General features: G+C 46.7%; 21 protein-coding genes and 1 riboswitch. Of the genes, 5 read left to right on the top strand and 16 right to left on the bottom strand.

Annotation, left to right across the window (positions count from 1 at the left end):
• Nucleotides 1-2: 2 nt before the first annotated feature.
• Both QQL66_RS02465 and QQL66_RS02460 read right to left on the bottom strand, forming a co-directional pair.
• Nucleotides 3-800: an outer membrane lipoprotein-sorting protein gene (locus tag QQL66_RS02465; protein ID WP_284378369.1), complete on the bottom strand. Its 798-nt coding sequence runs from the start codon at nt 798-800 to the stop codon at nt 3-5.
• Nucleotides 793-3,393 (bottom strand): efflux RND transporter permease subunit, encoded by a 2,601-nt coding sequence (locus QQL66_RS02460; RefSeq protein ID WP_284378368.1) that lies wholly within the window; start codon nt 3,391-3,393, stop codon nt 793-795. The genes QQL66_RS02465 and QQL66_RS02460 overlap by 8 nt, the downstream gene beginning before the upstream one ends.
• Nucleotides 3,394-3,576: 183 nt before the next feature.
• Between QQL66_RS02460 and QQL66_RS02455 the strand changes: the two genes are divergently transcribed.
• Nucleotides 3,577-3,900, top strand: coding sequence for an ArsR/SmtB family transcription factor (locus QQL66_RS02455; RefSeq protein WP_284378365.1), 324 nt, complete (start codon nt 3,577-3,579; stop codon nt 3,898-3,900).
• A 214-nt stretch (nt 3,901-4,114) separates the two neighbouring features.
• Here QQL66_RS02455 and QQL66_RS02450 read toward each other — a convergent pair whose 3' ends face one another.
• On the bottom strand, nt 4,115-5,086 hold the full coding sequence (locus tag QQL66_RS02450; RefSeq protein WP_284378363.1) for a transposase: 972 nt from the start codon (nt 5,084-5,086) through the stop codon (nt 4,115-4,117).
• A 109-nt stretch (nt 5,087-5,195) separates the two neighbouring features.
• On the opposite strand from QQL66_RS02450, the gene QQL66_RS02445 reads away from it, so the two are divergent.
• Nucleotides 5,196-5,450, top strand: coding sequence for a hypothetical protein (locus QQL66_RS02445; protein ID WP_284378361.1), 255 nt, complete (start codon nt 5,196-5,198; stop codon nt 5,448-5,450).
• A 36-nt stretch (nt 5,451-5,486) separates the two neighbouring features.
• Here the strand turns inward: QQL66_RS02445 and imm48 are convergent, their stop codons facing one another.
• From imm48 to QQL66_RS02410, 7 genes are all read right to left on the bottom strand, one after another.
• Complete coding sequence (imm48, locus tag QQL66_RS02440) at nt 5,487-5,891, bottom strand: Imm48 family immunity protein (RefSeq protein ID WP_284378357.1); 405 nt, start codon at nt 5,889-5,891, stop codon at nt 5,487-5,489.
• An 18-nt stretch (nt 5,892-5,909) separates the two neighbouring features.
• Nucleotides 5,910-6,407, bottom strand: a complete 498-nt coding sequence (locus QQL66_RS02435) for a hypothetical protein (protein WP_284378354.1) — start codon at nt 6,405-6,407, stop codon at nt 5,910-5,912.
• Nucleotides 6,408-6,410: 3 nt separating this feature from the next.
• Nucleotides 6,411-7,430, bottom strand: coding sequence for a hypothetical protein (locus QQL66_RS02430; RefSeq protein WP_284378352.1), 1,020 nt, complete (start codon nt 7,428-7,430; stop codon nt 6,411-6,413).
• 208 nt (nt 7,431-7,638) lie between these two features.
• Nucleotides 7,639-8,052: an alternative ribosome rescue aminoacyl-tRNA hydrolase ArfB gene (gene arfB / locus QQL66_RS02425; protein ID WP_284378349.1), complete on the bottom strand. Its 414-nt coding sequence runs from the start codon at nt 8,050-8,052 to the stop codon at nt 7,639-7,641.
• Nucleotides 8,053-8,076: 24 nt separating this feature from the next.
• Nucleotides 8,077-8,550: a LabA-like NYN domain-containing protein gene (locus tag QQL66_RS02420; protein ID WP_284378348.1), complete on the bottom strand. Its 474-nt coding sequence runs from the start codon at nt 8,548-8,550 to the stop codon at nt 8,077-8,079.
• Between the two features lie 84 nt (nt 8,551-8,634).
• Complete coding sequence (locus QQL66_RS02415) at nt 8,635-9,510, bottom strand: aldose 1-epimerase family protein (RefSeq protein ID WP_284378345.1); 876 nt, start codon at nt 9,508-9,510, stop codon at nt 8,635-8,637.
• Nucleotides 9,511-9,820: 310 nt separating this feature from the next.
• Nucleotides 9,821-10,726: a LysR family transcriptional regulator gene (locus QQL66_RS02410; RefSeq protein WP_284378343.1), complete on the bottom strand. Its 906-nt coding sequence runs from the start codon at nt 10,724-10,726 to the stop codon at nt 9,821-9,823.
• 184 nt (nt 10,727-10,910) lie between these two features.
• Here QQL66_RS02410 and QQL66_RS02405 point away from each other — a divergent pair, with 184 nt between their 5' ends.
• Together QQL66_RS02405 and QQL66_RS02400 are read left to right on the top strand one after the other, a co-directional pair.
• Nucleotides 10,911-11,654, top strand: a complete 744-nt coding sequence (locus QQL66_RS02405) for an SDR family oxidoreductase (RefSeq protein WP_284378342.1) — start codon at nt 10,911-10,913, stop codon at nt 11,652-11,654.
• A gap of 68 nt (nt 11,655-11,722) precedes the next feature.
• The gene (locus QQL66_RS02400; protein ID WP_284378340.1) at nt 11,723-12,802 is read left to right on the top strand and encodes an NADH:flavin oxidoreductase; all 1,080 of its coding nucleotides are present in this window, start codon (nt 11,723-11,725) and stop codon (nt 12,800-12,802) included.
• Nucleotides 12,803-12,935: 133 nt separating this feature from the next.
• Here the strand turns inward: QQL66_RS02400 and QQL66_RS02395 are convergent, their stop codons facing one another.
• Genes QQL66_RS02395 through cobW form a run of 5 tightly spaced genes read right to left on the bottom strand, consistent with a single transcriptional unit; the run spans nt 12,936 to nt 21,588 of the window.
• Nucleotides 12,936-13,988: a threonine-phosphate decarboxylase gene (locus tag QQL66_RS02395; protein ID WP_284378337.1), complete on the bottom strand. Its 1,053-nt coding sequence runs from the start codon at nt 13,986-13,988 to the stop codon at nt 12,936-12,938.
• Entirely contained in the window at nt 13,985-14,929 is a 945-nt protein-coding gene (gene cbiB, locus QQL66_RS02390; RefSeq protein ID WP_284378334.1) for an adenosylcobinamide-phosphate synthase CbiB, read from the bottom strand. The genes QQL66_RS02395 and cbiB overlap by 4 nt, the downstream gene beginning before the upstream one ends.
• The gene (locus QQL66_RS02385; protein WP_284378332.1) at nt 14,926-16,524 is read right to left on the bottom strand and encodes a cobyric acid synthase; all 1,599 of its coding nucleotides are present in this window, start codon (nt 16,522-16,524) and stop codon (nt 14,926-14,928) included. Before QQL66_RS02385 ends, cbiB begins: the two co-directional genes overlap by 4 nt.
• Nucleotides 16,525-16,528: 4 nt before the next feature.
• Nucleotides 16,529-20,485 (bottom strand): cobaltochelatase subunit CobN, encoded by a 3,957-nt coding sequence (gene cobN / locus QQL66_RS02380; protein ID WP_284378330.1) that lies wholly within the window; start codon nt 20,483-20,485, stop codon nt 16,529-16,531.
• A gap of 26 nt (nt 20,486-20,511) precedes the next feature.
• Nucleotides 20,512-21,588 carry a cobalamin biosynthesis protein CobW gene (gene cobW, locus QQL66_RS02375; protein WP_284378328.1) on the bottom strand — a complete coding sequence of 359 codons (1,077 nt, stop codon included), beginning with the start codon at nt 21,586-21,588 and terminating at the stop codon, nt 20,512-20,514.
• A gap of 172 nt (nt 21,589-21,760) precedes the next feature.
• Nucleotides 21,761-21,973, bottom strand: a riboswitch (cobalamin riboswitch).
• Between the two features lie 145 nt (nt 21,974-22,118).
• Between cobW and QQL66_RS02370 the strand changes: the two genes are divergently transcribed.
• Nucleotides 22,119-23,321 carry a sirohydrochlorin chelatase gene (locus QQL66_RS02370; RefSeq protein WP_284378325.1) on the top strand — a complete coding sequence of 401 codons (1,203 nt, stop codon included), beginning with the start codon at nt 22,119-22,121 and terminating at the stop codon, nt 23,319-23,321.
• Nucleotides 23,322-23,462: 141 nt separating this feature from the next.
• Here QQL66_RS02370 and QQL66_RS02365 read toward each other — a convergent pair whose 3' ends face one another.
• Entirely contained in the window at nt 23,463-23,999 is a 537-nt protein-coding gene (locus QQL66_RS02365) for a manganese efflux pump MntP (protein WP_284378322.1), read from the bottom strand.
• Nucleotides 24,000-24,046: the final 47 nt, after the last annotated feature.

The following is a 24,046-nucleotide window of genomic DNA, read 5'->3' as shown; positions in this document are numbered from 1 at the left end:
CCTTACTCTAACCACTGACGAGGCGGCATACGTAACGAACGTTCAGTGAACACCTCAGACGGTAACCCCAGGTCGTACTGAATATTCCGCATTTGGGTGATGGAATAACTGCCATCAGCAATGTTTTCTGCCTTCATTTCAGTAATGGTTGGGAAGCCCTGGAAAGACGTCACCTTGCTTGAACTCATCCGACGGTACAATTTCCCTTGCGCGTTATAATATTCCGCCACCATAGGAAGAAACGTACTCTTATCGATCACCACCTGATACCAGGTGAACTCCACCCCATCAGACGTTTTTGGTGTCGCTTTCAAAGTCCAACTGCTGTCGGTTTCAGATATCAATTCAAAGGCATCGGCATGAATGTCCCGGCCTGAAATATCTTCATAGAAAAAATCAGAGCCCACAAAACTGGTGCGTTTATCTCCTGCAGCAATACGCTTAACTAAGTCCAACCCGGGTAAATACAACCAGCGATCATCGTCCTGGCCCGGATGTTTCTCCACCAGAAAGGTTGTACGACTTACATCTGCAGGACGACTAAACACCACCAAATACTGCTGGTCACCGCCCTTCTCTATATTTCTGCGTAACATCGTAAACTGTCGGAATTGCTTGCGACCTTGTTTATCCACAATCAACATACGCGCTTCAGCACGCCCGTCAGTGCCTGGGTAGACAGCCGCCAGATTAGATTTCTCAACAATCTCTTCCACGGTCAGGGCGTACGTTGACGCAGCTCCAAAAGTAATCAATAACGCCCATAATGTGACGCCGAACGCGCTTAGAACCTTATGCATGATCAACCTCCTCTTCAGTAGTCGCAGTCAATTTGTTGAGTCCCGTGTTTGAATCCGATGTGAATAACACTGAATTCAAAACATTCAAGCAGGCAGGTAAAACCAATAGAGTAATAGCACATGAAATCGCCATGATCGAAGCCAGGAAAATACCAACCGTTTGATACGGCACTAAAGGTGCAAACAACAAGGGAGTAAAGCCAAGCGCAATCACAATGGCGTTTCGACTGATAGCCCGCCCAGGCTCTTCGAACACTTGAAGTAAACCTTTCTGCCAACCGCCCTGCTCTTTAACTAACACGCGTGTGCGTTCGATGAAGTGAATAGCAAAGTCGATACTCATACCCAGTGTCAGTGCCGACAACACAGCCACCGGCATGTCGTAGTTCTTGCCCATCAAACCAATCAGGCCATAGATAAAACTGATGGTCACGCTCAACGGCAACATCGCAATCAACCCCCACACGACCGAGCGGAACAGCACCATCATCATTAATGCAACCACCACGAAGGAGGTCATTAAACTTTCTAACATGCCGCTGACCATGGCATCCTGCCAAACTACATTGATGTAGGTAAGACCGCCCCAATCCACTGTCATGCCTCTTGGTAACGGATTGTCCTCAAACCAGTCATTCATGAAAGCCAGCACCTTATTCATGTCCTGGTTATCACCACTCTTCAATTGCAACCAAAGTACGGCAGATTGGTAATCCGGCGTAACCATATGCCAAACATCATTCGGTCGATGAGAACTTTGGTACGTTAAAATGGCCTGGGCTGCAGCCTCTTCTGTTGTCGGTAACTGGTAGTCAGTCTCTTTGCCTGAACGCAACTCCCGATTCACCGTTTTCAGAAGATCAGGTAAGCCCGTTGTTTTACCCACCACACCCGACTCGATTAACGCAGTTTGAACCTCCGACAGATAAGTCAGATAGCTTGGGTTAAGAAAAACTTTCGATGATCGGCTGAGCTTTTCCAATAAGCGAGACAAGCCATCCCAGTAAGGCAGTTGCATATCGTTTGCTAAAAACTGTTGTTCCAAAACAGCCTCAGCAAGGGTACCGATGTCATCACCATGTTGAGCTGTTAAGGCATGCCATTGTTGCTTCACCTCATCATCCGCACCATGCAATATTAACTCAGCACGATCGGCCAACTGCTGCGAGGGATTCTGAACAGCCCCCTCGGTATAAGTGAAGGTTAAATAGGCTTCGTACGTACCAGCAAAGTGATCATTCAAAACCTGATCTGCCACGCGAATGGGGTGCTCCGGTTCAAACCAGTTGGTTGGGTTATCATTAATTACAATCTTGTTGATTCCCCAACCGCTGATAGCAAAGATCACCACGACCATTGCGATTAAGGCTTTACTGTATTTCATTGTAAAACCTGGGATACGACGTAAAAAACGCGCCAACGGAGTATTTGCTTCTTCTGAATCGTGCACCCGTTTTGCCATCTTATTGAGCGTATCATCAGACAAACTCGCCATGTACGCTGGCACCAAAGTAATGCTCAAAACAAAGGCTAACGCGATCCCAAACGCCACAAAGCTCCCAAAGACCTGCACCGGCGGAATATCAGCGGTATTCAATGAAGCAAAGCCAACCATCGAAGTAATGGACGTAAACAACATAGGTTGGAAAAGATTATTCACCACCCGGCGCGCCAGCGCTTTCTTGTCTACTCCGGGGCGATAATGATCACTGAACTCTGAAAGCATATGGACTGAATCCACTACGGCGATCGGCATCAAGAAGATCGCAATCATCGAGGACATGATGTGTACCGGATACCCCAGCCCAATCATCAAGCCCATCGTAATGATCACCGTTGCCATCGCCACCAGCATGGGTGCGACCACCAAAGGGACGGAACGGAAGAAGAACAACATCACCGCAAAGATCAACACCCCCGCAGCAGGCGCCGAAATTGCCATTTGCTTAAACATCTCAACACCAAAAGTGTCTTCTGCAACTGGCAGACCGGTAATGTGGTATTGCTCATTGCCAGCCGGTAATTGATCAATTACCGCTAACATCTGCTGATATAAGTTATAACTGAGATCTTTGGATTCGATCGGAACATAAATACCGGCAACTTTGCCATCGCCTGAGACTAAAGTGTTTTGCAACATGGGAAGACGTGACACATAGCCTTTAATGAGATCTGCCTGTGCTTGAGTCTCGGGCGTAGCATCCATCATCCAATGGAATGAAATCTGCCCTTCGCCTTTCTGAGTAATGTTATCGCTGGTTGAAAGACTCATCAGATCACTGGCAACCACACCTTCCATCCCCAGAATGGCACGAGTTAATGTATCCAACTTGGAAAGCGTCGTCGGGTTATAAATGCCTTGCAAATCATCTTCATTGACCACGCCCACAACCATCATGTCCGACAGACCAAAGCGATGCTTAATCCCCTCGTGCATTACACGCGCGGGGTTATCGGCCGGCAACATGTTTTCAGGGTCGGTATCGATTTGGATTCGGGGAATCATCGCTAACGCCAACAACGTCAGCAACCCAACCAGCCAAAACACCCGTTTTGGATGCGAAACCGAAAACTCCATCACTCTATGCTTCATAACCCACCATTGAACACATGCCTCTCAAACCTCGCTTCTGTTACCAGAGATTTCGAACTGGACAGATACATAAAATAAATCTAAATTAGATATTACTAATATTAGTAAATACTAATTTATTGTTTATGTAAAGAACACGAGTAGCTTTCAAAGTAAATATATTAGAAAATCCTAAAATTACACATGACGCGAAGTAGATGGCATCGAATGACACCGGAAGATATGCAACAGCATGCGACAGAAGCCGCATCACTCCTAAAGAAAATGGCTAACCCGAATCGCCTGATGATTTTATGTTCACTGAGCGAAGGGGAATTATCTGTGGGGGAGCTAAACGAACGTGTGACACTGAGCCAGTCTGCCCTGTCTCAACACCTGGCCGGATTACGTGACGCTGATTTGGTCTCCACTCGTCGTGAAGCCCAAACCATTTACTATTCACTGAAAGGCGATTATGCCATGAAGATAGTGAGTGTGTTGCAGGAGATTTTTTGTCCTGAGGGGTGAGTTAGTTGTTTTTGGGGTTATTACGAGGATCAAGAAAATAAAACTAGACACCCATTTTAAGAAAACAGCCAGTCTATCACCTCACTACCATATAGCCTTTGCTTAAAATCTCAGTTCAAACCAGTGATGCCTAGAAAATCAGCCCAAACACAGATTCCAGGCACAACAAAGCCTCAGTCTATGCCGAGTACTTAATAGTTTTTAGGCATGTAGATTAGGTCGTTCGCAGTCGTAGATACCCAAGCTGTTGGCTAACCTGCTTCATCTTGTCGGAACCTCCCGCAAAGGTTTTGTAAGATTTCTCAAAACCCTGAGAGAGCTTCAACCATTCTTGTTGGTCCACGCAGAGCCGTTCAAGTATTGGCGACAGCGTGCTTGATAAAGCTCCGCGTTTGTCATCTCGAACAATGCGCCCTGTCCAATCCACAAGCGCAAGGTAATCTGTTAACGGAACGGGTAAGCCTTTCGTGAATTCATTATTTGGGTAGCCGATGAATGGAAGCAATCCCTTTACTTGGTTTTCAGGCGAGTTAGGTTCTTGGGTTTTAACCGCTTTTTGATAGCGTTTCTTGACGGAAGTATGATCGGAATGTTCAGGTGATCTTGCCATCTTGGCTCGAACGGGGTTGAGATCGACATAGGCCATGCAGGCCAGTAAGGCTTTTTCATCTAAAAGGGCTTGGCTCTTAAACCTTCCTTCCCAGAAACGACCTGAACATTGATCTTCTCTATTCGCTTCTCGTGCAATCGCCTCATTCAAAACACGCATGAACCAGCTGATATCCTGTAAACGCTCACGCCATTTTGAGATCAACAGATCAAGCATGATCTTTTCGCCGTCATTCAGTGCCTTATATTGCAAAAACTTAGACGAAACAGGCGAACCACGAAACAACTTATGCCAACGCTCGGCCACCTCATAATCTGTCCAATTCTTAGCCTGTTCAGCATCCATATACAACACCACATGGTAATGGTTGGACATGATGGCGTAGGCGGCGATCTCAATGGCGAAGATGGAAGGTAATGAAAGGAGTTTGTTCTCCAACCAACCTCTTCTGTGTTCGTAACTCTTGCCTGTCAATTGATCTAGGCCGCAGAGAAATGCACGACGAACACAGCGCGAGACACAGTGATAATAAGGGGTGGCATCCAATGAGATTTGGGCTTTGCGTGGCTTGGGCATGAGATTGGTCTTTCAGTTTTGTGAACGCCTCTAACTGTATATTTAACCAGCACCAAAAACCATCAGCCAAAATTCTTACGTTGGATGTCTATTCTTACGCGAATGTGGCATGCACATTCCACCGATTGAACGCCTGATACAGCTCAGCACGGCTTTAGGCGTTACGCTGGATTATCTGGTGATGGGCAATGAAGACAATATTCAGCCGCTCCACAACCGGCGGCTAATGGAGCGACTAAAGGAGTTGGAACAATTCGGTCAAGAGGATCAGGAAACCATTATCAAGATGATTGATGCCATGATCGTTAAACGGCGCGTTGAAGGTGCAGTGCAGCCAATTGATAGACAAGCTAACAGCGGCTAAGAAGTAAAAGGTCATTGGAAGAACGGAGACTTCAAGTTACCCGTTTTGTACTTCTTTAAAGATCTCTTCTATGTTTTCCTTTAATAGTGAAGACTGTTTTTGTTCCCACTGATAGTGGCCTTTTATCCCGCGATGAATGACAGCGTTAATAACACTGTGAACCGATTTATCTGACGCAGCTTCAATTAAGAGTGAGGAGAATTCACCGGCTTGTTCAGGGCTATAATTAAATGCGTCCTGTAACATTGATATTGCCAATCCATGAACCTCTGCTGGAGGCAACCCCTTAATTTGACCATCGGCATAGACCATACCAAAAGCAAATGCCGCCAATAATTGCCGTTGTAACTCTGATGTTTCCTCAAACTTAATTCCTATTACCGGGAATATAGAACTTACCATATTGGCATTTTGTTCACGGTTACCTTCTAAATCACCCATAACATTAACGCTTCGACTCTAAATAATAACAAGAACGCCATCAGGGTAAGCATCGCTCCAACCACATGGATAATGCCCCGTTTCATAGACACTTAAAAGTTTCCCATAAAAATCGGGTAATTCACCTGATAGCTCCACCTTATATTGTTGGAACAATAAAGCATGAAGCAAATCCCATTTAACACAATCAACAAAAACACTATCTAGATTTTTACTTGATTGCCAAGACTCCATTCCTTCTAACAATTCATCATTGATAAATGCTCTTCCAGCATCAGCATAGTCGTTCCAATCCCGGTACTGTTCTATGAAGTTTTCGTGAAGGAATTCTGTAAGCTCATTGCTCGCTTCCAGAGTGGTATTTTCCCACTCTGGATCACAAAAGTGCTGTGATGCGGCATCCCAATCAGAAACCCGGTCCACTTGGAAAGGTAACTCCACATCACCGCCACAATTACGGAAAAAATCAATTGCTCTAAATCTTTCTTTAATATCTTCAGCAATAGTTTTCGTCATACTCTATTCTCGGCGTTTTTGCCCAATTTTCCCTGGAACCCTTGGAACCGGATCACGCCCTTTCAATCCATATTCAACACGCTGCTTCATCGCTGCTTTTGTAGCATGCAAGGCATCAGCTTCGCCCATGCCACTATCTCTCAGCGATTGATAGAGAGCGCGTGTGTATTCTTTATTGGTTGGCCTTGTGCCTGCAAATTCACCGCCACGCCGATATTGGTTCCAGAAAGTTTCTAAACTTTCATGCGCATTATAGTGAGGAGTGTCTATTTCAGTGAAAGCATTTCCTTCCAACTTCACAGCTACAGCATCGTTAGTTGGAATTACAGATTTGAAAGCAGCATCCTGATTCAAGTGGTGGGATTGGCCCGGAATAGTTGAATCATTTTTTAAAGTTCCATGTCGCTCAACTCTGATGGTTACTTCATCCACTGCTGAAGCTGGATTGTTTGGAACAACACTTTCTTCCTGCACCGTACTGCTAGACTCATAAACCGTTGCCTCAGTAGCTCCAGCTGATGATACCAAAGACTCATTTTCAGATCTACGCGCTACAGGCTTGGCCGCCTGAGTACCAGCACCCGCACCCGCACCCGCACCCGCACCCGCACCCGCACCCGCACCCGCACCAGCTTTAGATGATGCCCCAGCCATGGTCTGATCACCAAATGCATGGTTTGGTAAACTTTTAAGAAGCTGGTTATGTGTCATCCAAACTCGCAGCTCACCCGTTGTGAGCATTTGAGTTATTTCTGCGAGAATTGCCCAGTCGTCCTTAGATTGCAGTTGATGATCATAAGGCCGAGCGTACCGATAGAGTTCCCGAAACTGACTCAATGAGGAAGAAGGAGGAATGAGATCCAGTAAAAACTGTTTCGCATAAAAGCAGTCTTGTACGTAGCTGAGTTGAGTTGTTGAATCTCTGTCCAGTGCTTCGTATTGATGATAAAAGACGTAATGATTGCCCATTACATCTGTAAATCTCATACCACACTGGTTAGGCATATCCGTTGCCATGTCCATAGTAAGTTCTCTTACGTGTGTTTGTCGCGCAGTCTATTGAATCTGATCAATCAATGGTGAGAGGTAGAGCACACTTTATAAAACAATCAATAAAGGGGTTTGTGACGACTGAATCAAACTCCTAAGCATAAGACTAAATTCCTACAAGTAGCAGCGTAGTTCTGATTGGGAAAGCACCAATTAAGACCGGAAATTAACATGCTAAAAACTAGAATTTCACCTTGCCGCGCATGGACTTAACCTGCCCTCGTTGAGTCTTTTTATCCATACGTCGTTTCTGAGAGGATTTGGTAGGTTTGGTGGCTTTACGATTTTTTTGAACCTGTACTGCTTGTTTGATCAAACTTTTCAGACGCTCTAACGCAGCTTCCCGGTTTTTCTCCTGACTGTTGTATTCCTGTGATTTGATGATAATCACACCGTCTTTGGTGATGCGGGAATCCGACAAAGCAAGTAACCGCTCTTTGTAGAACTCTGGAAGGCTGGACGCCTTGATATCAAAACGCAGATGGATTGCCGTAGAAACTTTATTGACGTTCTGGCCACCCGAACCTTGCGAACGAATGGCCGTCATCTCTATCTCGTAATCGGGAATGGATACGTGGTTGGAAAGAATTAGCATAGAAAAATTGTATCGCTAAACGGGTTAAACCAAGAAAGATTCATCAATCTTAACATGCCGACTGGCCGCCCGAATCAAGGATTGTGCTGTTAATCCCCAAACCGAATACACGATGGCTTCCACATCATACCGCTCACGTATTTTATCCAGCAATAAATCAAAATCACCATCGCCCGACAGTAAGACAACAGTATCCACATCAGGTGCGGCTTCCATCACATCAATGGCAATGCCCACATCCCAATCGCCTTTGGCGGAACCATCACTGCGCTGGATGTAAGGTTTGAGCTTCACCTTGAATCCCATTTGAGCCAAGGCAGACTGGAATCGCATTTGGCCACCATCGCCACGATCAATCGCGTACGCATTAGCTACCACTAACTCACCTTGCTCAGACAGCGTTTCCAATAACTTTCGATAGTTAAAGGGACGACCAAATTTATCCCGAGTGGTGTAATAAATGTTTTGAACGTCAGCAAAGACGGCGATTTTTTTCATGCTTATTCTCCAATGAATACGCGCTAATGAATGTGCTCTGATGAATACACACCAATTAATGCGCTTCAAAGAAGCTCATCGAAGTCAGTCAATCCGTATGGAATAACTGGCGTGATAATTCTGATGTGGTTTGAGTGCAATGATACCAGCTTTCTCAGTAAATTCCTGATTATGATCCTGCGTATCCACATGTCCCTGCCAAGGTTCAATACACACAAAGGGCGCATTAGGCTTTGACCAGATGCCGAGATGAGGAAATCCCTCAAAGCGTACAGATAAGGATTTCTCCAACGTTTTATGTTTTAGGGTGACTTGTCGTGAAGAGTGTTCAGTGAAAATCAGCGCGTCTCGATCAAACAGCTGATCACTTAAGGGTATTAGGTTTCCATCCACAAATGCATTTATCGAAGGTTCGCTCAAACACCCCTGTTCAATCAAAGCCGCTTGAACGGATTCAGCGTGTTCAAACTCCAGGTAGTAATCTGAAAGCGCACTTCCCTTTTGCCAATTTAAACTAAACGCAGGATGTCCACCGATACTAAACCACAACACCTTGTCCGATGGATTGGAGACACGATACTCCACCACCAAAGTCTGTTGTTCGAGTCGATAGATTACATCTAGAACAAACTCGAAGGGATACAGTTCACGAGTGTATTTATCATCGGTTAAGCGATACACCGCTTCAGTATCAGTGGCCTCAATCAATTCAAAAACGTTGTCTCTGGCAAACCCATGTTGGCTTAATGCATATTCCTGATCGTCAAAACGGTAACTATCATTTTTCAAGGCACCCACAATAGGAAACAAGACCGGCGCTTTTCTGGCCCAGAATTGAGGATCAGCCTGCCATAAGTATTCCTGCTCTTGGGCATCTTTAATACTTTGCAGCTCAGCGCCCTGATTTGAGATAGAAACAGACAGATAATCGTTATGAAGTGAATGGAGTAAAGCAGTCATGTGGCACTTCCCTTTGCACAAAAGGGCTATTCTACCCTCCTGTTCAGGTACATCTCAAAAAGTAAAAGTTAAAAAGAACCACATAAAGTACAAATAGAAAGTACAAACAAAAAAGCGCCCGAATTGCTTCGGGCGCCGCACAGTTATCGAAAGTAAAAGACTGGCTTCTCGTTTCGAGCCACTAAGACTGACAAGTTTCTGTGAAAGGAGCATGACGCTTATAAGGCAGTCTTGTTAAGTGAATGTTAACTCGTTGTTCGAAAAGCTCTTTCTATGATGTGCTGTCTCATGTCAGTTAATATCTAACCGATCAGTTAATGTCTAATCGATCAATGATACGCTCTGCCAAGGCATCAAACATCACCCTGACTCGTTTTGGTACCGGGCCCCGTTGTGGACGGTAGAGATACAACACCCAAGGTTCCGGTTCATAGTCTTCTAACACCCGGACAATTTCCCCGGTTTTCAATAAGGGATCAGCCAGGAAACTTGGCGCCTGAGCAAATACCAACCCTTCTTTCACCGCTGTAAATTCTGCCTGAGCATCATCTACTATGATTCTGGATTGTGGATAATTGAGCTCACCACTGCCTTTGAAATACCAAGGCCACTCCTTTCCCGTGCCTGGGTCATGAACAGAAGACACAGGAAAGTTTGCCAAATCCTCTGGCGTTTTCGGAATACCCACTTTGTCTATCAATGCCTTCGCAGCTACCACGTAGAATTTGATGGGTGACAAGCGTTTTACAATGTAGCGATTGTCTCGCACAAAGCCGACTCTCAACCCAATATCTATTCGCTCTTCGACCACATCAGCGCGTTTATCGCTCAATCGTAAATCTACGTTAATGTCTGGAAACACTTTCAGGATATCCACCAACACAGGCGCAGCAATGGCTCGACCAAAGCCTAACGGTGCGGCGATGGTAACCTTACCTTTGAGCTCATCACTCGCATCTTTCGCCTTTGAAAGAAAGAGCTCCCCCATTTCCTGCACCAGGGGTTTTGATTGCTGATGCAAAAGCTCACCGAAAGCCGTCAATTGAATCTGTCGGGTATTGCGGTGAAAAAGGATTTCTCCCTTTACCGATTCCAATTCTTTAATCGCTCGCGTCACAACCTGAGGAGAAATTCCCAGACTAACCGCAGTTTGCTTAAAACTCTGAGATTCTGCCGCCCGACAAAAGATACGCAGTATTTCGAATTTATCTTGCATCTTATTGATTCCAAACCCGTATTGGTTTCATCACGTCAATTACTCCTAAATCAGGAATTCTAAAAGTATAGATAATCCATTTACCGGAACCAACACCCTGAACATAATTCACCCATCGCAGAATTCTGCACATACCGATCAACATGAATTCATACATTGAATTCAATCCTTTGCGGAGAAAGACATGACAAACTCAATTCAAGATCAAGTAGTTGTAATTACTGGTGGCAGCAGTGGTTTAGGAGAAGCGACGGCTCGTCTATTAGCAAAGCAAGGCGCAAAAGTTGTTCTTGGCGCTCGTCGTGATGACAAATTAAAAGCCATCTGCGCGGATATCAAAGAAACCGGCGGCGAAGCAATCTATGTAAAAACTGACGTTACTTCACTGGACGATGTCAAAACTCTGGTAGACACCGCAGTCCAAACCTTTGGTAAGTTGGATGTCATCATCAACAACGCGGGTTTGATGTCTATTGCTCCCTTGCATGAACTGAAAGTGGATGAGTGGAATCGCATGATCGATATCAACATCAAAGGTGTCTTAAACGGTATCGCTGCGGCTCTTCCTGTGTTTGAAGAACAAGAGAACGGGCATTTTATTAATATTTCTTCCGTGGCTGGCATCAAAGTATTCAGCCCAGGTGGAACAGTCTATAGCGGTACTAAGTTCGCAGTGCGCGCCATCACAGAAGGCTTGCGTCATGAAGTGGGCGGAAAGATTCGTACCACCTCTATCGAACCTGGTGCGGTCGATTCTGAACTTAAATACGGATCGTCACACAAAGAAAGCTCTGACTATGTTGTGGACTTCTATCAACAAGCGATTCCGGCAGACTCAGTTGCTCGTGCAGTGGCTTACGCCATCTCACAGCCTAAAGACGTAGACATCAACGAAATAGTATTGCGCCCTACGGTCCAGGAATTCTAGTTTTAATCCGCAACGAACGAAAAAAACTTAGACTAGTTAAACAGCGAACAAAGAATCAGGAGTTACTCGTGAACATCCTATCGACACCTTTAGACTTTCAGCGCGGTCCAAGTATGAAGAATCGTTTCATGCTGGCACCGCTTACCAATCAACAAAGCCACAAGGATGGAACCTTATCCAATGACGAGCTGCGCTGGTTAACGATGAGGGCAGAAGGTGGATTTGGTTTAACGATGACCTGTGCCGTGAATGTTCAAGCCAATGGTCAAGGATGGCCCGGCGAGCTTGGTGCCTATGATGATAAGCACATCGACGGGTTAAGTCGTTTGGCAACGGGCATCAAAGCCCATGACAGTCTGGCGATGGTTCAGTTGTTTCATGGCGGCTTACGATCCCCGAACGAGCTGATTAATGGCCAGCCTGTTGCGCCATCCGATCATCAGGAAAGCGGTGCCAGAGGATTGTCTCACGATGAAGTGCTGACACTCATCGATGATTTCATCGAAGCCGCCGTTCGCTGTGAAAAAGCAGGATTCGACGGAGTTGAACTGCATAGTGCTCACGGCTACATCATTTGTCAGTTCCTCAGCCCTGAAACCAATCAACGGCAGGATGAATTTGGAGGCAATGCTGAGAACCGGGCGAGAGTGCTTACTGAAATTATTTCTGGTATCCGTCAGCGCTGCTCAGAGAATTTCACATTGGGTGTTCGCTTATCCCCTGAACGATATGGACTGGACTTCAAAGAAATGAAAACGTTGGCCCAACGCCTTATGGCAAAAGGCCAGGTGGATTTCTTAGACATGTCACTTTGGGATGTATTTAAAGAACCGGAAGACCAAAACTACAAAGGCAAAAGTCTGATTGAATGGTACGCAGGTCTGGATCGTCACACGACCAAACTGGGCGTTGCAGGAAATATCCGATCTTCAGATGATGTAATGCGAGTGATGGAACAAGGTGTCGACTTTGCCATCATAGGCCGATCAGCATTGTTGCATCATGACTTTGCAAATCAACTGCTGAACAATCCAAGCTTTGAAGCGAGAGACATTCCGGTTTCTGAATCGACCTTACGCAATGAGGGACTCTCTGACACCTTCATTAACTACCTGAAAACCTGGCCAGGGTTTGTTCGCGAAAGCTGAATCTGGTTCTGACTCACATCGAGATGTGATCACCAGGTATTTATGCGATGCCAAGCGACCAGCGCCCTATCTGGTCGCTTTTTCGATAATGCTATCGATAATCAAAGAAATAGATAATCAAAGAAATGAATCGTTAAAGCACTGGATCATCATAGCAATGAATAGCCACAGCAATGGTTTGATCTTGCGTCAGTAACCCAAAGCGCAAAATAGACTGATCATCTGAGCATTCAATCCGTCGAATCAGGATACCCTGCTGAGCAAGCTTATCAGCCAACAACACGGCTAGTTCTGTTTTCATTAACCAACTGATGAACAATCCAGAGTCATTCAACACGATTGGCTGATACGCGTCGTATAACGGCATTAACGCGTTTTGAGTATGTACCTGCATTTGAGCAATTTGTTCACAGGCTCGATGCTGCCATTCAACATCCACCAGCGCTTGTGAAGCAATGTACTGAGCCGGACCATTCACCTGCCATAAGCCCAGCGTCTGTTCCAGTTGTGCTCTTAGTTCCTGAGAAGCAAAGACGAACCCCAAACGAATCCCAGCTAGTCCAAAGAACTTGCCAAATGAACGAAGCACAATCACGTTTTCTGGTATGGCTCGATTTAACAATGAATGATCAGGCGTGAGATCCATAAAGGCTTCATCCACGATCAAACACCCACCATTAGTCAGGCGCGAAGCCCAAGCCAGTAATACCTCCGGCGAGAGCTTCACGCCCGTCGGGTTATTTGGATTAATCACCACCAAATGCTGGCTGGAATTTTCTGCAAGCGAAGTTTCGATAAACCCGGTTTGCTCTTCAATGGTTAAACTGGGATAGAAGTGGGTTTGATGTGTAGTTTGCCAAGACTTGGCGTGTTCTTGGTATCCAACACTTGGTAGCAGCACAGGAAGAGTTGGTAAGAGTAAAGGTAATGCCTGAATAGCCGATTGACTGCCAGACACAGCGACAAAGTTATCCGAACCATAATAGGTAGCGGCCGCCGACAAGAATTCGGGTTTCAGATAGGGTAATTCGGTAAATACAGAAAGTGGAATGTCACCAACAGGGTACGGTTCCGGATTCATTCCTGTAGAGAGATCAATCCACTGCTCTACAGGAATCCCATAATGCTCACTGGCCGCAATCAAGTTGCCACCGTGTAAAGGCGTAAACGACGATTTATCCTTCATGAGCAAGCTACCGAGATACCCCAAGACATAACCATAATCACGACAATCCACATCACCAAGGTTTTATTCACTAAGTCACAGGCTTGAACAATAGAGTCGGCACTAGCACGAGTAAAGTCATCTTCATCCGGCCCTAACACCGGCTTTTGCTCAATGCGATTATGGTAAGAAGCCGCACCGCCTAGAGACACATTCAAAGCCCCGGCTCCCGACGCCATTACCGGCCCGGCATTCGGGCTTTTGCCAATGTGCCCTTGTCGTTGCCAACAATCGAACGCCAGTTTGGTATTGCCAAGCAAGGCATAACTTAATGCCGTGAGTCGTGCCGGAATATAATTCAATACATCATCCAATCGAGCCGCTGCCCAGCCGAAGGAAAGAAAGCGTTCGTTCTTGTAGCCCCACATGGCATCCAACGTGTTACTGCATCGGTATAACACCACCCCAGGAATACCCAACAAGAAGAACCAAAACACCGCAGCAAAAATAGCATCGGCACCGTTTTCCAGAACCGATTCGGTGGCCGCCTTAGCCACCTGAGTTTCATCGAGGTTGTCCGTGTCCCGACTGACAATCCAACTGACATAGGTACGAGCTTGTTCCAGATTCCCCTCTTTTAAAGGAGTAACGATCTGCTGAGCGTGTTGTAATAAACTCTGCCAGCCCACCGCCAGATACAGAATAATCGAAGAAACAATCAGCGTTAGAAAGTCTGAACCAGAAACCATCACGGTGAGAATAATGGATACCACCAGCCAGGGAAGAATAGCGATGATCACCGCTAACACGCCTTTCATTTTTCGGTTTTCGCCTTGGTTCAACCAGACTTCAATGCGACTCACATAATTGCCAAATCCCACCAACGGGTGAAACCGTTTTGGCTCAGCAAAGAGCTTATCCAACACAAACGCCAGAACCACCGCAAAGGCCAACGTGCTCACGACAACTCCTTCTCTGCTTTCGCTGAGAGAGATGATGAAAGTGATAACAGCGCTTGCCATTGCTCTATTGGAATCGCCGCTTCTACGGCATCCGCCAAGCGATTAATTTGCTCATCTTTATAAGACTGATAATCAAAGCTGGATGTTTGAAAATCCAACCCTTCGCTGGCCCAACGCAACCAAAAATCCAATAACGCCGACTGATCAAAGACACCATGCACGTAACTGCCCGCTACCTGACCGTCTTCTGTCATCGAGCCATCAAGGTAGCTCATTAAACTCTTATCGTTTTGCAGTTGTAATTCAAATAAAGGCCGGGACAAACCTTCGCCGCTGCTCACCCCCGCATGAATTTCATAGCCCTGAACATCGGCCTCAATCTCTTGTCCGAGCAAAGCTTTTGACGCATCGGCTAGTAGTTTTCCGCTGACATTAGTTAAGGTCTTGTTGGCGGTCAGTGTTGATTCGATATCCAACAAACCTAGACCTTCGGATGATCCTGCGGCCGATTCAATGGCTTGCGGGTCATGAATCCAGTTTCCAAGCATCTGATAACCACCGCAGATACCATAGACCTTACCGCCATATCGTAGGTGTCGTTTGATGAAGGTATCCCAACCGTTCTCTTTCAACCATTGAAGATCATCACGCACACTTTTACTGCCCGGAAGAATGATCAAATCCGCCTCTGGCATCTGACCGTGTTGATAGCCGTCTAAATCTTTAAAGGAACGAGCAAACTGACAATCCACAGTCGGGTGCATCCGCAAGACATCGAAATCCGTATGATTACTGGCGCGCGGATACATAGGCACAATGATTTTTAATTTTTTCTCTGACGCTTGATCATTACTTTGTTGAGATCGAGCCAGACTGTCTTCCGCTTCAATGTGCAGATCATGAAGATAGGGAATCACACCGATTACGGGCACGTCGGTTTTTTCTTTCAACCAATCCAGTCCGGGTTCCAACAAACTCACATCACCACGAAAGCGATTGATCACAAAGCCTTTCACCCGTTGTTGTTCAGAGTCACTCAGCAAGGCATAAGTGCCATAGAGATGAGCAAACACCCCACCACGATCAATATCAGCCACGATGATCACGGGGCAATCGGCCGCTTCCGCAAAGCCCATGTTGGCAATGTCGTGTTCACGTAAATTGATCTCTGCCGGACTGCCCGCCCCTTCGACAATAATGCTTTGGAAGTTGTCAGCTAACTCGTCGTGACAAGCTACAACATCATTCAATAATTCAGGTTTGTAGAGGTGATATTCTTTGGCCTTCATGTTGCCAATGGCTCTGCCCCGTACAATAACTTGTGCACCAACATCGCTGTTAGGCTTTAACAGCACAGGGTTCATCAATACCGTCGGTTCCAGATAACAGGCTTCCGCTTGTACCGCCTGTGCACGACCGATCTCTCCGCCATCAGCCGTCACCGCACTGTTAAGCGCCATGTTCTGAGGTTTAAACGGTGCTACTGAAATGTTATGTCGAGCCAGAATTCGACAAATGGCCGTCACCAAGATGCTTTTACCGGCATCCGACGTAGTGCCCTGCACCATTAAGGTATGAGGTGATTTAAAGGCCATCGTTTTACATCCCTTCCTGTTGCTGATCTATCTCTAACAACAGATCTTGTAATTTGTCCGCGTAGTCGCCGGGCTCTTGCCACAAGCCACGCTGCGTTGCTTCTAATAAACGTTCGGCCATTTCTTCCAAGGCATGCGGATTGTTCTGTTCCATAAAGGCTTTGTTTTCTTGATCAAAGACCAGCGCATCGGCCACATATTGATACTGATAATCATCAATCAGATTCGTCGTGGCATCGTAAGCAAACAGGTAATCAACACTGGCCGACATTTCGAAGGCGCCTTTATAACCGTGCTCTCGCATGGCCTCAATCCATTTGGGGTTCAGTAAGCGGGAACGAATGACGCGATTCAACTCTTCTTTCAACGTGCGTACTTTCGGTGACATCGGGTTGGAGTGATCGTTGTGATAGACCACCGGCTCTTGACCTGAAAACTCGGTCACCGCATTGGTCATACCGCCTTGGAATTGGTAATAATCGTCCGAATCCAACAAATCGTGTTCGCGGTTATCCTGATTCTGAACCACCGCTTCCAGCTGACTCAACCGATGTTGGAAGGCACCACGTGCGTCGGTGCCATCACGGCTTTCTTCCGAGGCACCATAAGCATAGCCGCCCCAGTTTAAGTAAGCTTCTGCGAGATCAGACCGGGTTTCCCAGCAACGTTCATCAATCAAACCTTGCAAGCCTGCGCCATACGCGCCGGGTTTAGAACCGAAGACACGGTAACTGGCTTGTCGTTTGGCGTCTTCTGGGGATAGCCCCTGATCCAACAAGGTTTGTTGACGTTGTCTGATGTTTTGCTGAATGACGTTATCCGTACCCGGTTCATCGTATTCGGCCAACGCCTGCACTGCGGCGTCATAAATTCGCATCACGTTCGGGAAGGCATCACGGAAGAAACCAGACACCCGAAGCGTGACATCCACACGCGGACGACCTAATAACATTCCTGGCACGATTTCAAAATCAATCACCCGATGGGAACCGTCTGCCCAGATTGGCTTAATGCCCATCAAGGCAAAGGCTTGGGCAATATCATCACCGCCTGTTCGCATGGTGGCCGTGCCCCAAACCGACAACCCTAGTTGTTTGGGGTAATCGCCATGTTCCTGAAGATGCCGCTCAATCAAGGATTGGGCGGACTTCTGCCCGATGGCCCACGCCGCTGGCGAAGGAATGGATCGATTATCCACCGAGAAAAAGTTACGCCCGGTTGGCAGTGTATCCAAACGACCACGCGTCGGCGCACCGCTCGGCCCCGGTTCAACAAATTGCCCAGCCAAGCCTTTTATTAATGCCGAGATTTCCTGCTCAACACTTTGGTTGAGCGCATTCAGAACAACGTCTCTTGCATAAAGAAGTTGTTGAGCGGTTTTCGGGAGTTGTGTGGTTAACTCTTCTCTTATATGGCTTTTATTTAAAGATACGTCAGATAAGACGTAATCGGTCACCAAGGATTTTGCCAACAACTCCAAACGTTCTCTTGTGTCTTGTTCGGTGCGCCAATGCTGATCTGAAACTCGAAGTAAGCATTCGGGTTTGTCTCCCGACCAAGGCTCAACGCCTGCCATGAACGGGTCAAACAGCGCTCCGTCCACAACAAGATCTAAATCTTCAATCAGGTTATGCAAAATGCCCTGGCTGTGCGACTCGTTACCACGAGGTAAACGCAACAAGGCCACCAGCGTATCGGCCAATTTATCTTGGTTAGGCAGCTCACCTAAAATGTGGAGTCCATGACGAATCTGCGCTTCTTTAATCTCACACAGATAAGCGTCTAATTGCTCTAGCACTTGCTCATTGTCGGATTGATCCTTAACCGCCAACTCTTGTAATAGGTTGGACGCTCTAACCGCTTTCAGGATCTCATTTTTCAACCACTCTTCACGACGAGTATCCATGCCCAAAGCTTGATAATACTCGTCTACCAGCCCTTCCAGTTCGGCCAGTTCACCGTAACTTTCTGCTCTGGTCATTGGCGGCATCAGATGATCGATAATCACCGCTTGAGTTCGTCGTTTGGCCTGCGACCCTTCGCCCGGGTCATTGACAATAAAGGGATAGAAATGCGGCATCGGCCCCAGAGCAATATCAGGCCAACATTGATCCGACAACGCCGACCCTTTGCCCGGCAACCATTCCAAGTTGCCGTGCTTGCCCACATGAATGACAGCGCTGACTTGATAACAATGACGTAGCCAGAAGTAGAAGGCCAAATAGCTGTGTGGGGGAATTAAATCCGGATCATGGTAGTTCGCCGCCAAATCCAGGTTATACCCACGAGCAGGTTGAATCCCGACAAAGGTTTCCCCCAAACGAATACCTGCCAGCATCAAGCGCCCGTTTCGGTATTTCGGGTCGTGATCCGGCGTGCCCCAGCGATCCAACACAGCCTGCTGACAGGCTTCCGGTAATTCACAAAAATAACGCCAGTAGTCTTCGGTCGAGATGCTTTGCCAGCAAGGTAACTGATGCAAGGTATTGGGGTTGTTAGTGACCGCGCCCAACAATTCTTCAATCAAGGCGTTGCCCGTTTCAGGCACATCCTGAATCGGATAGTCCGTCTCTTCCAAGGCCTTCAAAATATGAATGGTCGATGCAGGTGTATCCAAACCGACACCATTACCGATGCGTCCGTCTTTGGTTGGATAATTCGCCAGAATCACAGCAATACGCTTTTGGTGATTTGGCTTACTTGCCAGATCCCCATAGGCTTTTGCCAAACGAGCCACAAACAAGGCCCGTTCCTGATGAAGTTGATAGCCCACCACCGAAATCTGGCAACGTTCGGAATACCAAGCTTCCGATTTGAAACTTACTGCACGGGTGATGACCCGACCATCCATCTCAGGCAACACCACCTGCATGGCGATATCCCGGCTTCTCAGGCCCTGGCTGTAAGCTTGCCAATCTTCTTCAGTGGAGCTGGAAAGCACCAATTGCAACACAGGAATGTCCGCATCAAACGGCGATTGAAAGACGGTTGGTTGTGACGATAAATCCGGTGATTCCGTCCGGTTGGAGGCAAAGCCAGTGGTGTTGATGATGACTGAGGCGTTGCTCTGCTCAATCAAGGCATTCACCAAGGCCAAAGACTCGTTATCTTTTAACGAGGCTATGGCTACAGGCAGTGGATTCAAACCTTGTTCAGACAAGAGCGCAATGAGTTGATCAAACATCGCAGTATTAGCGGATTGCAAATGGCTGCGATAAAACAACACCACGGCGACAGGCTTAGAGTTCAGCTCGTCTCTTTGACGCCAATGCCGTTGCCAATCCTGATAGGTTGCCTGGCTATTTACAGAAGAACCAATCAGATCAGAGGAATCAATGGGATCAGAAGTTTTTACTCTGACCCCATTGATTTGCTCTCCTTTTAAATCTAACCAAGCCGGTGCATAGAGCAAACAATGAGGCAAAGGTCGAGGCGCTTGCCAAGGCGTGTTCTGATCTTGTGATTTATCTGAAAAGAATTCCGAAGCTATATAGCGATAGAACTGCTGAAAGTTAACCGCGCCACCTTCACGAAGGTAACGCCAAATCTGAAACACAACTTCGTAATCTATCGTGGATTGACGCATCAACGATTCATCCAATGCGTCATCGCCGGGCACCAGCACCAACACCCGGTCTCGACCACCATTTGCCCAATTAATCAGTTGTTCCACACCGTAAGGCCAGTAGTTTTCGCCGCCAAGCACGGAAACTATCACCACCTTGGCATGATCAATCACCTTATCGACATACAAATCCAGCGCAGCCGGTTTGGTAAGATTCATCCAATTCGCAAGGCGTAACGAAGGATAATCGTCAGGAAGGGATTCGGCGGTATTGGCGAGCGCAGCCAAGGTACTATCAGCCGCAGAAAGAATCACTAAATCGGCAGGGGTTTGCTGAAGATCAACAATCCCCTCTTCGTCGTTAAACCCGCCAGGTTGTGCTGCGAATAAGTGCATCAGGAAATCAAGTCAGCTAACTGGAACTAAACTTCGGCTTTACGAAGCGCCGCTTCGATCTCGGCTTTTTCAATGCCTTTACCGATGAACACCAGCTGGGTTTTACGCGGTTCATCTTGTGTCCAAAGCCGATCAAAGTGTACGTCTAAACGCTTACCTACCGCCTGTAACACCTGACGCATAGGTTTACCCGGTAACGCGGCAAAACCTTTAGCTCGGAAGATATTCTTCTCGGCAATTAGGTCTTTCAAAATGCTTTGCAACGCATCACCTTGCACTTCGCCCAAGCTAATCACAAAAGAATCAAAGTGATCGTGTGCGTGTTCGTGATGCTCGCCATGTTCATGGTGGTGATCGTGGTGGGTATGAACGTGATCAATACGTTCTTCCGCAGCGGATTCAATGCCCATCAACACATCCAACGCCACTTCACCGTTGCTGGTGTAGATGGTTTTCACCGCTTCTGGAACACGGGCAGATACAACCGCTTCCACCTGCTTGCGTTGGGCTTCATCCAATAGATCGTTTTTACTGACAGCCACCAAATCTGCAGCACTTAGCTGATCGTCCAACAACTCTTTCAAGCTCGGATCATGATCCAGGTTTTCATCCGCCAAGCGTTGTTGTTGAACCAGATCGGTATCATGTGCAAAACGACCGTCAGCTACTGCAGGGCCATCGATCACAGTAATCACGGCATCAACGGTGCAATGCTGTTTGATCTCAGGCCAGTTGAACGCCTGAACTAATGGTTTAGGAAGAGCCAAACCTGAGGTTTCAATCAGGATATGGTCGATGTCATCACGACGCTCCACCAACTGCTTCATTACCGGCAGAAACTCTTCTTCCACCGTACAGCAGATACAGCCATTGGCCAGCTCGTAAATTCCATCCTGACCTGTTGCCGGTTGTGCGTTTTCGTCTTCACAATCCAGAGGACAGCTTCGTAATAGATCCGCATCGATGTCCAACTCACCAAACTCGTTCACAATAACGGCAATACGCTTGCCTTGGGCTTGCTTCAATACATTGGATAACAGAGTCGTTTTACCGCTTCCTAAAAAACCAGTAACCACAGTGGCGGGAATTTTTTTCAATTGCATGGCGAGTCCTCTTCAGTACGAAGCGCTTAAATCATCAGTACATGTGATAAATACATGTCGTAAATAAAATAGACGGAAAAAGACTAAGCCGATAAGCACACAAGAGAAAAGAACGACTCTTATGCAAAAGAAAGGAAAACCTTAAGATCAGCCCTAGTTGCAATCCCCGACAACCGGTTTATCGATCAAGGCAGGTCTACTGGCTCACAGCTCTGACGCTTTGATCACCTTCCCAGTTGAGTTCAATCGTTCTCAAAACCAGTGGTCTATTTGATCGTAGCTAACTGCATACAGTTGCGGGGACAGCCATCATTGCGTTGTTTGGACTCAAACAACATGATGTTCCCTATTAATCCCGAAGGAACCTAAAATCGAGCCGCAAAGTATAAAGAAAAAGCGTCCAAGAGTAATCACTTTCCGAGTACCACTTAGACCGATTTGCCGAATTCCGCTTTTATCATGCATAAAAAATCGCCATAATCCCGCCACTTTAGCTAGGCTATAGACAAAATTAATAAGAGAAGAAACCAATGAAATTGACGGATTTACCTAAGGACGCGGGCGTTTTAATTTGCGGTCATGGCAGTCGCGCAAAGATCGCTGAAAAAGAGTTTAGCTTACTGGCTTCGGGCCTTAGAGCACGCTATCCGTCATTAAATGTTGAGTACGGTTTCCTCGAATATTCTGCGCCAAACATTCACATGGCGTTGGATAAGTTGGTCGATAGTGGCGTGAAAACCATTTACGCCGTACCAGGGATGTTATTCGCAGCAACTCATGCTCAAAATGACATACCTTCAGTGCTGACCACCTACATGGAAAAGCACCCGGGTTTAACCATCGAATACGGTAAAGAGCTTGGCCTTCACGATGAAATGATCACGGCTTTCCAGACTCGTATCTTGGACGCATTAGGGCTAACAGAAACACCGAAAACTGGTGACCTTTATGACACCATGTTGGTGGTTGTCGGCCGTGGAACATCTGTGACAGAAGCCAATGCCGAAGCTGCAAAATTGACTCGAATTGTCTCAGAAAATCTTGGCTTTGGTTGGTCTGAAACTGTCTATTCTGGCGTGACTTACCCGTCTGTGGGTCGCGGTTTAGAAATGGCCGTTAAGCTGGGCTTCAAAAAGATTGTGGTTGCGCCTTATTTCTTATTCGGCGGCAAACTGATCGATCGTATTCATGGCTATGTAGACAAAGTAGCGGAAGAGAATCCTGACATTCAATTCCTCAAAGCGGATTACCTTCGAGATCAGGAACATGTGATCAATACTTTCATCGAACGCATCAATGAAACCATTTCTGGCCCTGCGCCGGCTTTAAGTTTGATGGAAGATTTCAAAGCACGTTTGGCTCGTGGCGAAGTGGACGTTCATCACCATCATGCGGAGTTTAAGCCGGAAGGCGAAGCTGCTCATACTCATGATCATGGACATGATCACAGCCATTCGCACTCGCATGATCACTCACACAGTCATAATCACTCACACAGTCATGATCACGGGCATTCTCATGATCACGATCACGGACACTCTCATAGCCATGACCATTCACACGGTCATCACCATGCACCCTACAAGCATATTGGTCACCCGCACGGGCCAAGAACTATGATTAATGACAATGTATGTTGCTGCTTTATGGGACAGTTCCCGCAACACATCATTGATGAAGAGAAGGCAGTAAAAGCGGAACGGGAAGGCGTTCCGACCTGTAAGAGAAATTAATTGATCGTGCGTTGAATGCACATCCTATTCAGAGTATCGCTACTTCGAAACTCGCAGTGCAAAAAACGCACTGCTCAAACAACGAATCCGCTTTATCTGAATAGGATATCCATTCTCTTAGCTTCGATAACAGAAATCTATTTACATCAGCATCTTAAAGCCGATCAGAATCAACACCACGCCACCCAGTAGTTCCGCTTTGCTCTCCAACCAAGTACCGCTTTTATCACCGATATAAACACCGGCGAAACTGAAGATGGCCGTGGTTACAGCAATAATCAGACAGGAAATAAATGGGTTCACTTCCATCACAGTTAGAGCAAACCCGGCCGCCATGGCATCAATGCTGGTCGCAATAGCTAGCATCAACATTACACGTTGGGTAATTTGAGCGATGTCTTCTTCGATACCTTCCGACAAGGCTTCATAGATCATCTTGCCGCCGATGAATAACAGCAGTGCAAACGCAATCCATGGTGCATAGGCTTCCACCCATCCAAGAACACCTTGGCCGCCGAGATATCCAATTAACGGCATTACTCCCTGGAAAACACCAAAATAGGCGGCAGCCAGAAACGCCAATTTTCGTTTTTGAACGGAATGCTTTGCCCCTAAACCAATGGACACTGCAAATGCATCCATGCTCAAGGCAACCGCCATTACGAGTACTTCAATCATCAGAACAACTCACCTTTTTGTGGAAGCGGCATTTTAACCTAAACACC

It is taken from the genome of Litoribrevibacter albus, from assembly GCF_030159995.1.
GTDB classification, from domain to species: domain Bacteria; phylum Pseudomonadota; class Gammaproteobacteria; order Pseudomonadales; family Litoribrevibacteraceae; genus Litoribrevibacter; species Litoribrevibacter albus.
The sequence above is the reverse complement of the archived record's forward strand: the minus strand, read 5'-3'. Positions and strand labels throughout refer to the sequence as shown.

Bases quoted from the DNA above. Each gene is read 5' to 3' on its own strand.
- QQL66_RS02465 (WP_284378369.1), bottom strand. From the start codon at position 800: ATGCATAAGGTTCTAAGCGCGTTCGGCGTCACATTATGGGCGTTATTG.
- QQL66_RS02460 (WP_284378368.1), bottom strand. From the start codon at position 3,393: ATGAAGCATAGAGTGATGGAGTTTTCGGTTTCGCATCCAAAACGGGTG.
- QQL66_RS02455 (WP_284378365.1), top strand. From the start codon at position 3,577: ATGACGCGAAGTAGATGGCATCGAATGACACCGGAAGATATGCAACAG.
- QQL66_RS02450 (WP_284378363.1), bottom strand. From the start codon at position 5,086: ATGCCCAAGCCACGCAAAGCCCAAATCTCATTGGATGCCACCCCTTAT.
- QQL66_RS02445 (WP_284378361.1), top strand. From the start codon at position 5,196: ATGCACATTCCACCGATTGAACGCCTGATACAGCTCAGCACGGCTTTA.
- imm48 (WP_284378357.1), bottom strand. From the start codon at position 5,891: ATGGGTGATTTAGAAGGTAACCGTGAACAAAATGCCAATATGGTAAGT.
- QQL66_RS02435 (WP_284378354.1), bottom strand. From the start codon at position 6,407: ATGACGAAAACTATTGCTGAAGATATTAAAGAAAGATTTAGAGCAATT.
- QQL66_RS02430 (WP_284378352.1), bottom strand. From the start codon at position 7,430: ATGGACATGGCAACGGATATGCCTAACCAGTGTGGTATGAGATTTACA.
- arfB (WP_284378349.1), bottom strand. From the start codon at position 8,052: ATGCTAATTCTTTCCAACCACGTATCCATTCCCGATTACGAGATAGAG.
- QQL66_RS02420 (WP_284378348.1), bottom strand. From the start codon at position 8,550: ATGAAAAAAATCGCCGTCTTTGCTGACGTTCAAAACATTTATTACACC.
- QQL66_RS02415 (WP_284378345.1), bottom strand. From the start codon at position 9,510: ATGACTGCTTTACTCCATTCACTTCATAACGATTATCTGTCTGTTTCT.
- QQL66_RS02410 (WP_284378343.1), bottom strand. From the start codon at position 10,726: ATGCAAGATAAATTCGAAATACTGCGTATCTTTTGTCGGGCGGCAGAA.
- QQL66_RS02405 (WP_284378342.1), top strand. From the start codon at position 10,911: ATGACAAACTCAATTCAAGATCAAGTAGTTGTAATTACTGGTGGCAGC.
- QQL66_RS02395 (WP_284378337.1), bottom strand. From the start codon at position 13,988: ATGAAGGATAAATCGTCGTTTACGCCTTTACACGGTGGCAACTTGATT.
- QQL66_RS02385 (WP_284378332.1), bottom strand. From the start codon at position 16,524: ATGGCCTTTAAATCACCTCATACCTTAATGGTGCAGGGCACTACGTCG.
- cobN (WP_284378330.1), bottom strand. From the start codon at position 20,485: ATGCACTTATTCGCAGCACAACCTGGCGGGTTTAACGACGAAGAGGGG.
- cobW (WP_284378328.1), bottom strand. From the start codon at position 21,588: ATGCAATTGAAAAAAATTCCCGCCACTGTGGTTACTGGTTTTTTAGGA.
- QQL66_RS02370 (WP_284378325.1), top strand. From the start codon at position 22,119: ATGAAATTGACGGATTTACCTAAGGACGCGGGCGTTTTAATTTGCGGT.
- QQL66_RS02365 (WP_284378322.1), bottom strand. From the start codon at position 23,999: ATGATTGAAGTACTCGTAATGGCGGTTGCCTTGAGCATGGATGCATTT.